Source organism: Gordonia sp. 135, assembly GCF_009720185.1.
GTDB lineage: Bacteria > Actinomycetota > Actinomycetes > Mycobacteriales > Mycobacteriaceae > Gordonia > Gordonia alkanivorans.
Genome location: NZ_CP046257.1, coordinates 1,344,121 through 1,359,479 on the forward strand (window position 1 = coordinate 1,344,121; position 15,359 = coordinate 1,359,479).

General features: G+C 68.9%; 14 protein-coding genes. 10 read left to right on the top strand and 4 right to left on the bottom strand.

Annotated features, from left to right (window positions below):
* Positions 1-34: 34 nt before the first annotated feature.
* Both GKZ92_RS06150 and GKZ92_RS06155 read left to right on the top strand, forming a co-directional pair.
* A complete protein-coding gene (locus GKZ92_RS06150) occupies positions 35-766 on the top strand; it encodes an enoyl-CoA hydratase (RefSeq protein WP_006359708.1) in 732 nt (243 codons plus the stop codon).
* A gap of 121 nt (positions 767-887) precedes the next feature.
* Positions 888-1,997, top strand: a complete 1,110-nt coding sequence (locus tag GKZ92_RS06155) for an XdhC family protein (RefSeq protein ID WP_042376602.1) — start codon at positions 888-890, stop codon at positions 1,995-1,997.
* A gap of 2 nt (positions 1,998-1,999) precedes the next feature.
* Here GKZ92_RS06155 and GKZ92_RS06160 read toward each other — a convergent pair whose 3' ends face one another.
* The 3 genes from GKZ92_RS06160 to GKZ92_RS06170 are packed head-to-tail and all read right to left on the bottom strand — an operon-like array spanning position 2,000 to position 5,254.
* Positions 2,000-3,331, bottom strand: a complete 1,332-nt coding sequence (locus tag GKZ92_RS06160) for a D-arabinono-1,4-lactone oxidase (RefSeq protein WP_042376604.1) — start codon at positions 3,329-3,331, stop codon at positions 2,000-2,002.
* The gene (locus GKZ92_RS06165) at positions 3,319-4,545 is read right to left on the bottom strand and encodes an alanine racemase (protein ID WP_006359711.1); all 1,227 of its coding nucleotides are present in this window, start codon (positions 4,543-4,545) and stop codon (positions 3,319-3,321) included. The genes GKZ92_RS06160 and GKZ92_RS06165 overlap by 13 nt, the downstream gene beginning before the upstream one ends.
* 49 nt (positions 4,546-4,594) lie before the next feature.
* Entirely contained in the window at positions 4,595-5,254 is a 660-nt protein-coding gene (locus GKZ92_RS06170; RefSeq protein WP_230461911.1) for a TetR/AcrR family transcriptional regulator, read from the bottom strand.
* A 174-nt stretch (positions 5,255-5,428) separates the two neighbouring features.
* On the opposite strand from GKZ92_RS06170, the gene GKZ92_RS06175 reads away from it, so the two are divergent.
* The 3 genes from GKZ92_RS06175 to GKZ92_RS06185 all read left to right on the top strand — a co-directional run bounded on the left by GKZ92_RS06175 (position 5,429) and on the right by GKZ92_RS06185 (position 9,407).
* On the top strand, positions 5,429-6,613 hold the full coding sequence (locus GKZ92_RS06175) for an MBL fold metallo-hydrolase (protein ID WP_035754900.1): 1,185 nt from the start codon (positions 5,429-5,431) through the stop codon (positions 6,611-6,613).
* Entirely contained in the window at positions 6,610-9,096 is a 2,487-nt protein-coding gene (locus GKZ92_RS06180) for an HAD-IC family P-type ATPase (RefSeq protein WP_006359714.1), read from the top strand. The genes GKZ92_RS06175 and GKZ92_RS06180 overlap by 4 nt, the downstream gene beginning before the upstream one ends.
* A 71-nt stretch (positions 9,097-9,167) precedes the next feature.
* Complete coding sequence (locus GKZ92_RS06185) at positions 9,168-9,407, top strand: antitoxin (RefSeq protein ID WP_006359715.1); 240 nt, start codon at positions 9,168-9,170, stop codon at positions 9,405-9,407.
* A 4-nt stretch (positions 9,408-9,411) separates the two neighbouring features.
* Here the strand turns inward: GKZ92_RS06185 and GKZ92_RS06190 are convergent, their stop codons facing one another.
* Positions 9,412-10,053 carry a DNA-3-methyladenine glycosylase gene (locus tag GKZ92_RS06190; RefSeq protein ID WP_006359716.1) on the bottom strand — a complete coding sequence of 214 codons (642 nt, stop codon included), beginning with the start codon at positions 10,051-10,053 and terminating at the stop codon, positions 9,412-9,414.
* Here GKZ92_RS06190 and GKZ92_RS06195 point away from each other — a divergent pair.
* From GKZ92_RS06195 to GKZ92_RS06215, 5 genes are all read left to right on the top strand, one after another.
* Positions 10,031-10,468 (top strand): type II toxin-antitoxin system Rv0910 family toxin, encoded by a 438-nt coding sequence (locus tag GKZ92_RS06195; RefSeq protein WP_006359717.1) that lies wholly within the window; start codon positions 10,031-10,033, stop codon positions 10,466-10,468. The genes GKZ92_RS06190 and GKZ92_RS06195 overlap by 23 nt on opposite strands.
* Positions 10,469-10,555: 87 nt before the next feature.
* Positions 10,556-12,268, top strand: coding sequence for a substrate-binding domain-containing protein (locus GKZ92_RS06200; protein WP_006359718.1), 1,713 nt, complete (start codon positions 10,556-10,558; stop codon positions 12,266-12,268).
* A gap of 60 nt (positions 12,269-12,328) precedes the next feature.
* Positions 12,329-12,835 carry an FMN-binding protein gene (locus GKZ92_RS06205; RefSeq protein WP_006359719.1) on the top strand — a complete coding sequence of 169 codons (507 nt, stop codon included), beginning with the start codon at positions 12,329-12,331 and terminating at the stop codon, positions 12,833-12,835.
* Positions 12,836-12,861: 26 nt separating this feature from the next.
* Complete coding sequence (locus GKZ92_RS06210; RefSeq protein WP_155225096.1) at positions 12,862-13,749, top strand: FAD:protein FMN transferase; 888 nt, start codon at positions 12,862-12,864, stop codon at positions 13,747-13,749.
* The gene (locus GKZ92_RS06215) at positions 13,746-15,341 is read left to right on the top strand and encodes an oxidoreductase (protein WP_006359721.1); all 1,596 of its coding nucleotides are present in this window, start codon (positions 13,746-13,748) and stop codon (positions 15,339-15,341) included. The genes GKZ92_RS06210 and GKZ92_RS06215 overlap by 4 nt, the downstream gene beginning before the upstream one ends.
* Positions 15,342-15,359 lie beyond the last annotated feature (18 nt).

The following is a 15,359-nucleotide window of genomic DNA, read 5'->3' on the forward strand; positions in this document are numbered from 1 at the left end:
CGGCTCGACAGTGTCATCGGTAGGCTTGGCCCCCATGATTCACTCCACCACCGACGGCGCCGTCGTCACCATCGAGCTCGACCGTGTCGACAAGCGCAACGCCCTCAACGAGGAGATGCTCAGCGGGCTGGCCGACGCCTTCGGCGCCGCGGTCGATGCCGGTGCGCGGGCCATCGTGGTGACCGGACGTGGTCCGGTGTTCAGTGCGGGTGCCGATCTGTCCGGGCCGGTCTACGACCCCGGCTTCCTCGACAAGCTGGTCTCGACGCTGCATCGCATCGAGCAGACGCCGGTGCCGGTCATCGCGGCTCTCAACGGTTCCGCGATCGGCGGTGGACTCCAGCTGGCCATGGCCGCCGACCTCCGCGTGATGGCGCCCGACGCGATCGCTGCCATCCCGGCCGCCAAAATCGGTGTCGCCGTGGATGAGTGGACCATCCGCCGGCTCGTGTCGCTCGTCGGTGCCGGCCAGGCGCGCGGCATGCTCATCGGCTGCGACCCGTTGAACGCCGACCGTGCCCACACTCTCGGATTCGCCAACCGCATCGGCGATCTCGCCGACGCCCAGCACTGGGCGGCCACCATCGCCGATCTCGCCCCGCTCACCCTGCAGCACTACAAGCTGGTGCTCAACGGCGACGGCGCCCGCGACACCGCACCCGAGGACCGGGTCGCCGCGATGGTCCGCGCCTGGCAGAGCGACGACATGGCCGAGGGGCGTGCCGCACGCAACGAGAAGCGGCAGCCGAAGTTCGTCGGGCACTGAGATCCCGACCGGCGAACCTCGCTTCGACGTGCCGACTTCGATCGACGTCTGCTTGTCGAGATGAGATCGGCCGGTGGTGGCGAGGTGGCCGGTCACCGGAACATCTGGTCAACTGGAGAGCATGCGCGATATCCTGCCCGACCTGCTGGCCGTCCTCGGCCGGCCGGATGCACGCCCCGTCGCGCTGTGTCGGGTCATCGCGACGTCCGGGTCGGCGCCACGCGAGGTCGGGGCGTCGATGGTCGTCACACACGACGACACCGTCATCGGCTCGGTCTCCGGTGGGTGCGTCGAGTCGGCCCTGGTCCACACCGCGCAGCAGGTGCTCGAAGACGGGCTCGCAGTCGTCGAGCAGTTCGGCATCGAGGACCCTCGTGATCCCGCGCCCGGCCTGACGTGCGGTGGTCAGATCGACGTCGCCGTCGAACGCATCGAGCCGACGCCCGAACGGCTGGGTCAGCTCCGACGCCTCGCCGACGCACTCGCGGCCGATGAACCGATCGCGGTCGCCACGACGCTGAACGCCCACCCGGACTGGTATGTCGCGACCGAGGCCTCCCGGCCGCCGTGGCGACGCCTCGACCACGACGTCGCCGACATGCTCGACACCGGCCGCACCGGCGTCATCGGCCTCGACGACTGCGAGGCCACCGATCCCGCTGCGCCGACCGAGGACCGGCCACGCACCTTCGTGCAGACCTTCGCCCCGCCGGCACGTCTGATCCTGGTGGGCGCCAACGACTTCGTGCGCGCGCTCAGTTCACTGGGGTCGACGCTCGGAATGCGTGTCACCGTTGTCGACGCCCGACCGGTGTTCGCGACCCCGGAACGATTCCCCGACGCCGACGAGGTGATCGTCGGCTGGCCCGATCGCTATCTCGCCGACCAGATCCGGGACCGGGAGGTCCGCTCGACCACGGCACTGTGCGTGATGACCCACGACACCAAGTTCGACGTGCCGACTCTCCGCACCGCCCTGCAGGCGCCGACCCTCGGTTTCATCGGTGCCCTCGGATCTCGCCGGACCGCTGACGACCGCAACCGTCGTCTTCGCGAGGAGGGCGTCGACGAGGCACAGCTCGCGCGCTTGCGGTCGCCCCTCGGGCTCGACCTCGGCGGGCACACACCGGCGGAGGTGGCGGTGGCGATCGCAGCACAGATCATCGCCGAACGTCATGGCGCACAGGCGAGCCCACTGCACGAAGGAAGCGGGCCGATCCATCGGCGCTGAGCTCAGTCCCCCAGCACCCGCCGCAGGTAGTCGTTCGCGAACACTCGAGACGGATCGAACCGATCGCGCACCGCACGGAACTCGTCGAAGCGCGGGTAGACGCTGCGCAGGTAGTCGGCGTCGCGGGTGTGCATCTTGCCCCAGTGGGGGCGTCCGCCGAAGCCGGTGAGGATCGATTCGACGTCGGCGAAGTACGCGGCGGAGTCGGCCGGGTCGTCGCGGTGGTAGCGGTGGACGGCGATGTAGCCGCTGCGGCGTCCGGTGGCGGTGGAGAGCATCAGGTCGTCGGCCGCGGCGGCGCGCACCTCGATGGGGAAGCTGACGCGGTACTCGCGGCGGTCCAGCAGGGCGCGGAGCTCGCGCAACGCCGCCGGGACGTCCTCGAGGGGGATCGCGTACTCCATCTCGCGGAAGCGTACGTCGCGGTCGGAGACGAAGATCTTGGTCGACGTGTCGGTCAGCTCGCGGGACGACAGGCTGCGGCCGGCCACCGCGTTGATGGCGGGAACGAGCCGGGGTGCGCGGACACCGACCTCGCACAGCAGCCGGAACACCTTGTTGCTCAACAGTTCGTCGTCGACGTAGCGGCGGAATCGCGACGGTCCGGTGATCGGTGCATCCGTCCCGAGCCGCGTATTGGTCTTCACGAGTGCGCAATTGGTGTGCGGGAACATGTAGAACTCGTGATGGTCGGACTCGGCGACGTGGTCGAGGAAGCCGGCGATCGCATCGTCGGCGGAGGCCGGCCCTTCGACGGCATGCAACCGGAAGTTGTCGACGCAGTCGAGCGTGATCTCGACGAGCACCCCGAGTGCGCCGAGACCCAGTGCGGCAGCGGGTAGTTCGGGGTCGGCGGGACCGATGGTGACGATCTCGCCCTTGCCGTTCACGAGGGTGACGCCGGCGATCTGCGTACTGATGCCGCCGAATGCCAGTCCGGTGCCGTGGGTTCCGGTGGAGGTCGCGCCCGCGATGGTCTGCCGGTCGACGTCACCGAGGTTGGCCATCGCCAGACCCCTCGGTGCCAGTAGCGCGGGGATCTCGTGCAGGTGGGTGCCCGCGTGCAGCGTCACCCGGTGGCCGTCGGCGCCGGCCAGACCGCGCAGGCCGGACAGTTCGAGCTGGACGTCGTCGGCGACGGCGATGGGGGAGAAGCTGTGTCCGGCACCGACGGTCTTGACCGTGCCGCCCCGCTCGGCGGTCTCCCGCACGATGTCGGCGATCGCGCCCACACTCGTCGGATGCACCACTCGTCTCGGTGTGCACGACGCGGTACCACCCCAGTTGCGCCAGCCGTGCCCGGCGGCAGTCGACGTACCGCTCACAGAAAGCATTTCCCCTCGCCTCGGTAGGTCGGCACGACCTCACTGACCACCGCGTGACCAGCGTCGTCGCGGTCGATGATCGCGACGTGCCGGGCGCGTTCGCAGACCTCGCCGGACTTGGTGTGCCGGAACCATACTCGATCGCCGATCGCGATGCCCGGCGCAGCCTTCCCGCGGAGCGGGGTCTGCACCTCGCCGGCGGCCTCGGTGCCGACGAACTCGAGTCCGCTCGGCCACACCGGTTTCGGGAGGCGATCGGGTGCTGGCGGTCCGGAGGCGATCCAGCCGCCGCCGGCGCAGGTGACGATGTCGCGGGCCGGACGCCGGACGACGTCGAGTCCGAACGACAGCGCAGGGGCCGGTCGGAACCGTGCATAACCGTCGAAGAGATGGCCACCGAAAAGTCCGCTGCCCGCGGCGATGTCGGTGATCGACCGGTCGCGGGCGGTCTCCTCGAGCGAGCCGGTGCCGCCGCCGTTGACGAACTCCAGGTCGGCGATCTGCCGCAGCTCGCCGATGATCTTCCCGCGCCGGCGGCGCAGTTCGGCCATCGACCGGCGCTGCATCATCCCGATCGCCCGGTTGACGACTGCCTTCCCCGGAACCGCGTCGGCGACACCGGCGACCTGCGCCTCGTACGACATCACGCCGACCAGGTCGAAACCGTTCCGCGCGACGATGGTCCGGGCGAGATCGAGGACGTCGCGCCGGGAATGCACCGGGGAACGCCGGACCCCGACGTGTACGCGGCCGCCGAGGAGCCGGTACGACGCGTCGAGGTCGATGGCGACCCGAATCGGTCGTCGTGATGCGGGTGGGGCGACGGCGTCGATGATGTCGAGCTGCTCGACCGAGTCGACGAGCAGGCTCACCCGGCTCGCCGCCACCTCGTCGGACACGAAGCCTGCCAGTGCTTCCCGTCGGACGCTCGGATAACCGATCAGGATGTCGGTGATCTCCGTCGTCGTCGCCAGCCAGTGCGCCTCGGCGAGGTCGTAGGCGAGTACGCCGTGGAAGCCGCGACGGGTGGCGAGATCGGTGATCACCGAACGCACCCGGAGGGATTTGCTGGCGACCCGGATGGGGACACCGGCGGAGCGGCGCAACAGATCTGCGGCATTGTGTTCGAGCGCCGCGCGGTCGAGTGCGAGGACCGGGGCATCGAGCCCTGCGTCGGTGACCGCGTCGTCGATCGACGCCCAGTACCGGTCGGGGTCGGTCACCCACAGACCGTCGACGGGGGATGTTCCGGACGAGGCGTGGGAACGAGGGTCACTCGAACGTGACATAGGTGGCGAGCTGCTCTGCGACTGCCGCGATGAGGGAGTCGACCACCTTGTCGTCGCCGGTGCTCAGGTAGATCAGGGTGATCGAGTTGGTCGCGGCGATGATGAGCGGGCCGAGTTCCTCCGTCGGCCGGGTCCAGGTCAGACCCGCGAGTTCGGCTATCTCCCGCATGCCGGACGCCGCAACCCGATAGAGCTGCTCGTACATGACCTTGCCGACTTGCTGCAGTTCCGGATGGTTGTGCGCGTAGATGCCGAGCGCGATGGTCGCCTGCATCCGGCCGGGATCGGCCTTGAGCAGGTCGACGAAGGCATGGAACTGCCGCACCATGTTCTGTTTGAGCGCGTCGATGTCTGGCTCCGGGCCGAAGTCGGCGGCAGGCATGACCGAATGCAGCATGCGCTCGATGTCGACGGGCACCGCATGATCCATCACCGCGCACAACAGCGCCGTGCGGCTCTCGAATGCGTAATGGAAACTCGCGAGGGGCATTCCGGCGTGAGCGCAGATCCGGCGGGTGGTGGCACCCTCGACTCCGTGATCGGCGATCACTCGGTACGCCGACTCGATGAGCGCGCTTCGACGCTGTTCGACGGACATCCGTGGCAAGACGGTCAACCCCTTGGCCAACATGCGCTTGCGCATGTGCAATGGACAATGTTCGCCGCAGCCTATCAGTGCCGTTGTCCGCGTTTGCACGGTTGACCGCCCGAAACGTGCCGATGTTTGTTGATGCTCACATCTCGATGGTCGCCGTGAGAGCCTTCTGGTCCGACGCCGTTGCGCTTCGCGTCGAACCTCACCCGATCGGATTACTGTGTGGATGTGACCACGGATCCCGAAAGAAGCGGCCCCGACGCGACCTCGCGGGTGCTGGGGCGGGTGACATCGGCTGGGGCGATGATGGCCGACGCGGTGGCCGAACGGCTCGCCGCCGGTGGTCTCGGCCCGGCTCGCGCACTCGGCGCCACCCGCGAGGAGATCGTGCCGCACGTGCGCACGTCCCCCCACCTGCGAGACGGGGTCTTCGACAACCCCGAGCCGCCGGAGGGTTCCGTCGCCCCGGACCGCCAGGTGCTCGCCGACATGGCGCGCCGCCCGGGCCGGCCCCGACGTCCGGTGATGGTCACCGTCCCGACCTTCGACGCCCCGTCGCCCCTCGCGGTCACCTGGCTGGGACATGCCACCGCGATCGTCGACATCGACGGCGCGCGCATCATCACCGACCCCGTCCTGAGCCGCCGGTGTTCGCCGAGCCAACTCGTCGGTCCGGGACGCATGCACGCCGCCCCGCTGGCCGCGCGCGAGCTGCCCCCGATCGACGTCGTGGTCATCAGCCACGACCACTACGACCATCTCGACATGGACACGGTCACCACCATCGCGGCGACACAGCCGGACGCCGTGTTCGTCACGACCCTCGGCGTCGCCGCACATCTGATGTCCTGGGGGATCGCCGAAGACCGCATCCGGCAGGCGGATTGGTGGGACGAGGTCGTCGTCGCCACACGCGGCGGAGAGCTGCGGTTCACCTGCGGACCGGCACGCCACTTCTCCGGACGGTGGCTGGCACGCAACCTCACCCAGTGGGGGAGCTGGGCGATCGCCGGCCACACCCACCGCGTCTTCTTCTCCGGCGACACCGGCCACACCGAGCGATTCTCCGACGTCGGCGCCCGGCTCGGCCCCTTCGACCTGACGCTCATCGCCGTCGGCGCCTACGACGTGATGTGGCCCGACATCCACGTCAACCCGGAGGAGGCGCTGTCGGTGCATCGGATGGTCTCGCCGGCTTCCGGGGCCGATTCGGTTCTGGTCCCGATCCACTGGGGCACCTTCAATCTCGCCCGTCACCCATGGGGTGAGCCGATCGCGCGGCTGCAAGCCGCCGCACACCACGGCGACCCGACTGTGCTCGTCCCGCAGCCCGGTGGTTCGATCGACCTCGAACACCGCACCGGAACCGGTGTGGCGCATTCGAGTTGGTGGGAGGTTTCGGCGTGAGCACCACGACGGAGACGATCGAGCCCGGTCTTACCGCGGCAGAGGTGGCCCAGCGGGTCGCCGAGGGCAAGGTCAACTCCATGCCCGACCGCTCGGGCCGCAGCGTCGCGGACATCGTGCGCGCCAACGTCTTCACGCGCATCAACGCGATCCTCGGTGTTCTGTTCGCCATCGTCGCGTTCACCGGTTCGCTCATCAACGGCCTGTTCGGTCTGCTGATCATCGCCAACTCGACGATCGGCATCGTCCAGGAGGTCCGCGCCAAGCGCACCCTCGACAAGCTCGCCATCGTCGGTCAGACCCGGCCGCGGGTCCGACGCGACGGTGAGGTCGTGGAGGTCGCGCCCGACGAGGTCGTGCTCGACGACATCATCGAGATCGGTGCCGGCGACCAGATCGTCGTCGACGGCGAGGTCATCGAGGCCACCGCACTGGACGTCGACGAGTCGCTGCTGACCGGTGAGGCCGATCCGATCGACAAGGACCCGGGCGCGCAGGTCATGTCCGGCAGCTTCGTGGTCGCCGGCGGCGGCGCCTACCGGGCGACCAAGGTCGGGGCCGACGCGTACGCCGCGCAGCTCGCGGCCGAGGCGTCGAAGTTCACCCTGGTCTCCTCCGAACTCCGCTCGGGAATCGACCAGATCCTGCGGGTCATCACCTGGCTGTTGATCCCCGCCGGCATCCTGACGATCGTCAACCAGCTGTTCATCAGCGACAACAGTCTCAAGCAGGCGCTGCTGGGCATGGTCGCCGCGCTCGTGCCCATGGTGCCCGAAGGTCTGGTGCTGATGACCTCGATCGCCTTCGCGGTCGGCGTCGTTCGCCTCGGGCAGCGGCAGTGCCTCGTGAACGAACTCCCCGCGATCGAGGGCCTGGCCCGCGTCAACGTCGTGTGCGCCGACAAGACCGGCACCCTCACCGAGAACGGGATGCGCCTGTCCGAACTGCGCGTCGTCGGCGACGATCCGCCAGACCTGGCCGGAGAGGTGCTCGCGGCACTCGCCGCCCACGATCCGCGTCCCAACGCCAGCATGATCGCCGTCGCCGAGGCGTATCCGACCCCGCCGTCGTGGACCGTGTCCGCGATCAAGCCGTTCACCTCGGCCACCAAGTGGAGCGGGATGTCGTTCGACGACGCGTCCGGCACCGACGTAGGCAACTGGTTGATCGGCGCACCCGACGTGCTGCTCGACCCGGCCGGGGAGACCGCTCAACTGGCCTCCGACATCGGCGCGGCCGGACTGCGCGTGCTGCTGCTCGCGCGCACCGACGTCCCCGTCGACACCGAACCGGCCGCCGGCGCGGTCGCCCCGGGCACCGTGACCCCGGTCGGGCTCGTCGTGCTCGAACAGCGGATCCGGCCCGACGCCCGCGGCACCATCGACTACTTCGAACAGCAGAACGTCGCCGTCAAGGTGATCTCCGGCGACAACGCTCGCTCGGTCGGTGCGGTCGCCGAGTCGCTCGGCCTCGGCTCGGCCGACACCTCCGTCGACGCGCGCAGACTGCCAGAGGAGACCGACGAACTGGCCGACGTGGTCGAACACGGCGTGACCTTCGGTCGTGTCCGTCCCGATCAGAAACGCGCCATGGTCAAGGCGTTGCAGTCGCGGGACAACACCGTCGCGATGACCGGCGACGGCGTCAACGACGTGCTCGCCCTCAAGGACGCCGACATCGGTGTCGCGATGGGATCGGGCAGTTCGGCCGCCCGGTCGGTGGCGCAGATCGTGTTGCTGGACAACAAGTTCGCGACCCTCCCGTATGTGGTGGGCGAGGGTCGTCGCGTGATCGGCAACATCGAACGCGTCTCCAACCTGTTTCTCACCAAGACGGTCTACGCGGTGCTGCTGGCGCTGTTCGTCGGCGTCGGCGGCGTGCTGGGCAAGCTGTTCGGCTCGGACCCGCTGAGCTACCCGTTCCAGCCGATCCACGTGACGATCTCGGCGTGGTTCACGATCGGCATCCCCGCCTTCGTGCTGTCGCTGGCACCCAACAACGAGCGAGCCCGCCGAGGCTTCGTGCGTCGCGTCCTGCTCACCGCGGTCCCCAACGGCATCATCGTCGGCCTGTGCACCTTCGTCACCTATGTGATCGTCAACCCGGGCGGGCCGGGTGTCGAGGTCGGGGGCGACGCCGTCGACCTGTCGCCGGCGCAGACCCAGGCGGCCACCGCGTCGCTGATGACGCTCATCGCGATCGCGGTCTACGTGCTCGCGGTGGTCGCCCGGCCCTACAACTGGTGGAAGGTTCTCCTGCTCGTCGTCTCAGCGGGTGCCTACATGCTGATCTTTGGGTGGCCGTTCACCCAGGACCTCTTCCACCTCGACTCGTCGAACTGGACGATGAACTCGGTCGCGCTCACCTCGGCGGCCGTCGGAATCGTGCTCGTGGAAGCGGTTTCGCGGATCGTGCCGCGGTGGATCGCGAACCACAGCAGTTCTGAAGGGCACTCCGCGGACGTCGAGGTGGCAGCCGCGTAAAGACGCCGTGTAGGCGACTAAACTCTGCCACGGGCGGCCGGAAGACATCCGGCTCGGACACAGGAGACGTCATGGATCTCAAGGGACTCGTCAACAAGGCGCGCGACACGCTGCGCAAGAACCCGAATCTGATCGAGAAGGGCGGCGACGCCATCGACAAGGCCACCGGCAACAAGTACGCCGGGCAGGTCGACAAGGCGCAGGACGCGGTCCGCAAGGCCGTCGGAGCCCAGAACACGGCCGCCCAGAACAACAAGACGCCCGAGAACAACAAGGCGCCCGAGAACAAGCCGGACGCTCCTCAGCAGTAGCCGGTCAGCCGCCGGCGCGCGGGTGACGGCGGTACCCCGACACGGTCGGGTGACCGTCGAAGAAGAATCGCCACGAAACGTCGGCCGCGCGTCGTACGCCGACGCGCGGTCCGGCGGCCACCGGCAGGTCGGGGAGCGGCCCGCCCGGAGATGTGTCGAGAGTCACAGGGGTGTGCGGATCGGCGAGAACGGTGCCGAGATCGGCCATCGTGATCCCGAGCGCGCGGCAGAGGTTCCCGGGGCCGCTGGCGAGCCGGTCGTCGGACACCGGCCTGGAGCGCGCGGCACCGCGTCGGTCACGTGCCAGCTCGACCCCGTCGACCACCTCGCCGGCCCTCAGCAGGACCGCCGCCGCAGGTCCCGGCCCCCGCACCACGATGTTCGCGCAGTGATGGCCGTGGATGCGGTAGACGTACAGGCGGCCCGGCGGGCCGTACATGATCTCCGATCGGGCCGTTCGCGTGTACGCGTGCGACGCCGGATCGTCGGGTCCGGCGTAGGCCTCCACCTCGGTGACCAGGATCGTCACGCCGTGACCCGTCAGGTGCGCGCCGAGCAGCGCCCGGGCCTGATCGGCCACCGGCGCGGGAAAGTCGGAGGTGCGGACACTAGGCTCTGGGACCATGGCGAAGACGAGTGACTCCATCGAGGTTGAACTGTCTCCGGAAGATACCTGGGCGGCCGCCTCGGACCTGTCCCGGTACGACGAATGGTTGCTGATCCACGACTCCTGGCGCAGCCCGCTCCCGGCCTACGAGGACCTGGCCAAGGGCACGCAGATCGCCTCGATCGTCGTCGTGAAGGGCACCCGGGTCCGCTTCGACTGGGTCGTCGAGAAGTTCGACCCGGTGTCGCACGTACGCCTCAAGGGGAGCGGCAAAGGCGGCGTGAAGGCCAAGCTCGATCTGGGCATCCTTCCCACTTCGATCGGATCGGAAGTAACCTTCACTGTTGATCTGGGTGGGTTGCCGCTGATCGGGCCCGTGGGTAAGACCGCGGCCCTGGCGGTGTCGGGAGATCTGCGGAAGTCGCTGCAGCAATTCCGAGAGATCTTCGGCTGACCCGTGCGTGACGTCACGCGGGGGCGGATGACGGCGATGCGTCAGGCGGTGTGAGGACACCGCCATACGAGGGGAACGAGAGTAACTATGGGGCGTCACAGCTCAGATGCCGATCGCGGCGGGAACGAATGGACCCGGGCTGCCGCGAGCAGCGGGGGACCCGCGAGCGGCGCGAGCCGGTCCGATGACGACTTCGGCTTCGAGCACCGCGAGGCCGGCAGCGGTCGCCGCGGCGGCTGGCTGTGGGCGATCGTCGCCCTGGTCGCGGTCGTCGCCCTCGTCACCGGGGTGATCATCTGGCAGGCCGGCTCCGGGGGTTGCGGTGATCGCACCCGGGTCGCCGTCGCCTCCGACGCCGCGATGACCGGCCCCCTCCGCGAGGTGGCACGACAGGCATCCGCGGACTCCTGCTACGACTACGACGTCCAGACCGCCGCCGGCGCCGACGTGCCCGGCCTGTTGACGCAGGGCGCCGCGGCGCCCGACCTCTGGGTCGCCGACTCTCAGGTGCAGGCACGCCGCGTGACGACGCAGGTCCGCCGCGACCTCGATCTGGTGGCACCCTCCATCGCCTCGACCCCGACCGTCGTCGCCGGGGAGAACGTCCCCGAACTGGGCACGTGGGTCGAGGTCATGAAGCTCCCCGACCTCAGGACCGGTAGCCCCGTCGACACCAGCACCGGCGATGCCCCGATCATCGGTGCGCTCGCGGCCGTCGACGCCGGCGAGCTTCCGGAAGAGAAGTTCACCGAGGCCATGACGATCTTGGCGATCCAGCAGAACAACGCGCGTCTGACCAACGACAACGAGGGCACCCGACTCAACCTGGCGAACACCTCGGGTGTGCCGGTCGTGACGACCGAGCAGCAGTACGAGCTCTTCATGCGCACCCATCAGGGGTCGAAGCTGACGTCGACCATCCCCGCCTCGGGCACCGTCATGCTCGACTACCCCCTGGTGAACACCGCATCTGCGGCTCGCCAGCAGGTGGCCGACGAGGCGGGGGCCGCGCTCGTCGCGGCGCTGGGCACCGATTCCGGTCGCAAGGCGCTGACCGACGCGGGCTACCGCGACGCCGACGGCAACGGGGTCGGCGAGCCGGTCAAGGAGCTGCAGCTGCGCGACCCGTCGTCGGTCGACAAGGCGCTGCGTCAGTGGCAGGTCCTCGGCGTGCCGATCCGCAGCCTCGTCGTCCAGGACACCTCGGGGTCCATGGAGACACCTGCCGGTGGCACCACCCGCGCGGGTCTGCTCATCGACGCCTCCCAGACGGGCCTGAAGCTGTTCCCCAACAACACGATGATCGGTGGCTGGGCATTCGGCGTCGACAAGGGCGGCGACGGTCAGGACTGGCTGGAGATGGCGCCCATCCGGCGGCTCGACGCGCGTTCGGGCAGTGGGACGCACCGTGATGCGCTCAGCCGGGCGGTGGAGGAAGGCCTGTCCGACCTGGGTGGCGGTACGGGCCTCTACGACACCACGCTCGCGGCGTTCAAGAAGGTCCAGGACACCTACGACCCGAACTACTCCAACAGCGTCATCATCATGACCGACGGCCAGAACGAGGATCCGAACAGCATCAGCCTGGACGAACTGCTGGCCGAGCTGAAGCGACTCGAAGACCCGGCACGGCCGGTGCTGGTACTGACCATCGGCATCTCCGACGACGCCGACTCCGACGCGCTCAAGCAGATCGCCGAGGCCACCGGCGGCACCACCTATGTCGCCGAGAACGCCGCCGACATCCGGACCGTGTTCGTCGACGCCATCCAGGCGCGTGTCGCTGCGGCCGGTCGCTGACCGGCGGCGATTCGGCGAGCCAGCGGGGCGGCGCGCCGGGCGATCAGGGACAATGGGCCGATGACCTCCACTTCGAACCCTGCCCCGTCCGAATCTGAGCTGTCCGGTTCGAGCCGTTCGTCGGTTCTGCTGCGTACCGGCGGCGTCCTCGCGGCGATGGCGGCCGTCGGTCTCGCCGCCGGGGCCTGTTCCTCCGACGACTCCGGCTCCGGCAGCACCACCGCTGCGGACACCTCCACCGCGACAGTCACCGACGGCGCCACGGGCGAGGAGTACAAAGACGGCGAGTACACCGCGGAAGGCGGGTACATCTCACCCGGCGGACCGCAGAAGGTCGGCGTCACCGTCACCCTGTCGAACGACGTCATCACCGCGGTGTCGGTCGACACGAGCCAGACCAAGGGCCCGTCGGTGGAGTACCAGGGCAAGTTCGCCGGCGGGATCTCGGATGTCGTCGTGGGCAAGAACATCAACGACATCGATGTCGACAAGGTCTCCGGCTCGTCGCTGACCTCGGGTGGCTTCAACGAGGCGATCGAGAAGATCAAACAGGAAGCCATCAACTGAGTTCGACCGGCGTGACCACCCCCGGCATGAATTCTCCTGCAGCCATCCATGACTGGGTGTTCGACGCCATCGGTACCCGGTGGACGGTCACGACACCGGCGCCACTGCCCGACGACGTCGTCGACGCGGTGCGCGCCGAGATCGACCGAATCGACCTGGCGTGGTCGAGATTCCGCGACGACTCGGCGGTCGCCGAGATGGCGCGGACGGCCGGACGCCACCCGATCGCGGAGTCGGATCAGCCGCTCGTCGACTGGTACCGCAGGCTCTATCGGCTGACCCGCGGTGCGGTCACACCGCTGGTCGGACAGACCCTTGCCGACGCCGGTTACGACGCGGACTACACCCTGCGGCCCGCCGCCCGGGTGGCCGGGATCCCGGGTTGGGACGAGGTGATCGCCGGGCATGACGGCGCGCTGGAACTGCGCCAACCCGCGCTGCTCGATGTCGGTGCGGCGGGAAAGGGTTTCGCGGCCGACCGGGTGGCGGAGATCGTTGGGCGGGCCACCGATGACTTCGTCGTCGACGCCGGTGGCGACATGGTCGTCTCACCCCGCACCCGCGGGCTGAGGGTGGCGCTGGAGCACCCGATGGACCCGACCAAGGCGATCGGCGTGGTCACGCTCGACGCCGGGGCGATCTGCGCGTCGGCGAGCAATCGTCGGGTGTGGGCGGACTGGCATCACATCGTCGACCCCCGCACCGCCTCACCTGCAAGGGAGGTGCTGGCCACGTGGGTGATCGCACCGTCGGCGATGGAGGCCGACGGGCTGGCGACCGCGCTGTTCTTCACCCCGGCCGCGTTCCTGCGCGGCGACTTCGACCATCACGCGGAGGGTTTTCATCACGTGACCGTCCGGCGCAACTGCAGTGTCGAACACACCGCGATCCCCGGATTGGAGTTGTTCCTGTGACGACCGGCGTTTCGACGACCAGACCCACCGCGTTCTTCCCGCGGATCCTCGCGCCGTTCGATGCCACGCGGCGACACCTGACCCCGTACCGGGCGGTGTTGTGCGGGCTGGTCCTTCTCGCGGTCGCGGCCTTCGTGGTGTCTGCGGTCGACGCCGACTTCGGTTACGGACCAGACGAACTCGCGGTGTGGCTGCTGGTGGCGGTCGGGGTGAGCGGCCTGGCCACCTATCTGTTAGCGGCCGTGTTCCGGGTGCCGCCGAATTCCGATTCGTGGCTCATCACCGGACTGATCCTGTTCTTCGTGGTGCCCGGCGGTTCGGTAGACACCGCGGTCGCGACCGTCGCAACGGCGGCGGTGATCGCCGCGGCGTCGAAATACGTTCTGGCATGGCGTCGACGGCTGATCCTGAACCCGGCGGTCGCCGGCGCCGTCGGCTGTTATGCGCTGGCCTACGCCGGTGTCGACGGACTGAGCTACCCGTTCTGGTGGGTGGCGGCCGAGCCGCTGCTGATCCCGATGATCGTCATCGGCGCGGCCGTGGTCACCCTGGTCCGCGAGTGGCTCCTCGTGGCCGTGTTCCTCGTCGCGTCGCTGGTGACGATCGGCGTGGTCGAACTGGTTCGCGGCGGCCAGGATCTGTCGACGTGGGTCGTGTCGTCGCCGATGCTCTTCGTCGCGGCCGTCATGCTGCCCGAACCGCTGACATCTCCGGCGCGACAGCCGCATCGGCTGATCTACGCGGCCCTGGTCGGGGTGCTGATGCACTGCCAGTACACGGTCGAGGTGACCGACTCGTACACACTGGCTTTCGTGCCGGAGATCGCTCTGCTCGTCGGCAGCCTGTACGCCTTCGCAGTACGCCTGGCGACGCGCACCGCGCGCCGGGTGCGCCTCGACGTCGAGACCGCGTCACTGGCCGACCGCACCTACGTGTTGCGCGGTGAACCCGCCGGTGGCGCACCGTCGTTCCGGGCGGGGCAGTGGTCGAGTGTGAGTGTGCCGCGGTGGTCGGCGCCGGTGTGGACCGGTTCGCGCCGGGTGTTCTCGTTCGTGTCCGCGCCGAGGGAGGCGCCGGTCGAGTTCGGTTTCACGGTCGCGGGGGTGCCGTCGTCGTTCAAGGCCGCCCTCATCGACGGCCGTGCCCGGCGCGCGTGGGTCGACGAGATCGGTGGCGACTTCGTCCTCCCGCGGGTGTTTCCGGCCAAGGGCAGGGTCGTGCTCCTCGCGTCGGGTATCGGGATCACGCCGTTCGTGTCGATGGTGCGGTCGCTCGACGGCGCCGACCTGTCGGGACTGACCGTGGTCCATGTCTTGCGCTCGTCGGAACGGACCGTCTACGACGACGAGTTGGACTCTGCCAGAGGGGCCTCGGCACGGGTGGTCACGGTCATCGCGCCGGAACTCGCCGACGGCGTCGACGATCCCGACCGTCTGGCGGAGCTCGTCGGTCCGGACATCGCGGGTGCGCACTACTACGTGTCGGGCACACCGGGATTCGTCGAACGCACCTCGTCGACGATCCGGCATCTCGATCCGTCGACCAGGTTGCGTCCGTGGCGTATCCACACCGACTCGTTCACCGGTTACTGATGGGCTTCGAAGATCCCT

Bases quoted from the DNA above. Each gene is read 5' to 3' on its own strand.
- GKZ92_RS06150 (WP_006359708.1), top strand. From the start codon at position 35: ATGATTCACTCCACCACCGACGGCGCCGTCGTCACCATCGAGCTCGAC.
- GKZ92_RS06155 (WP_042376602.1), top strand. From the start codon at position 888: ATGCGCGATATCCTGCCCGACCTGCTGGCCGTCCTCGGCCGGCCGGAT.
- GKZ92_RS06160 (WP_042376604.1), bottom strand. From the start codon at position 3,331: ATGCTTTCTGTGAGCGGTACGTCGACTGCCGCCGGGCACGGCTGGCGC.
- GKZ92_RS06170 (WP_230461911.1), bottom strand. From the start codon at position 5,254: ATGCGCAAGCGCATGTTGGCCAAGGGGTTGACCGTCTTGCCACGGATG.
- GKZ92_RS06185 (WP_006359715.1), top strand. From the start codon at position 9,168: ATGGATCTCAAGGGACTCGTCAACAAGGCGCGCGACACGCTGCGCAAG.
- GKZ92_RS06195 (WP_006359717.1), top strand. From the start codon at position 10,031: ATGGCGAAGACGAGTGACTCCATCGAGGTTGAACTGTCTCCGGAAGAT.
- GKZ92_RS06190 (WP_006359716.1), bottom strand. From the start codon at position 10,053: ATGGAGTCACTCGTCTTCGCCATGGTCCCAGAGCCTAGTGTCCGCACC.
- GKZ92_RS06200 (WP_006359718.1), top strand. From the start codon at position 10,556: ATGGGGCGTCACAGCTCAGATGCCGATCGCGGCGGGAACGAATGGACC.
- GKZ92_RS06205 (WP_006359719.1), top strand. From the start codon at position 12,329: ATGACCTCCACTTCGAACCCTGCCCCGTCCGAATCTGAGCTGTCCGGT.
- GKZ92_RS06210 (WP_155225096.1), top strand. From the start codon at position 12,862: ATGAATTCTCCTGCAGCCATCCATGACTGGGTGTTCGACGCCATCGGT.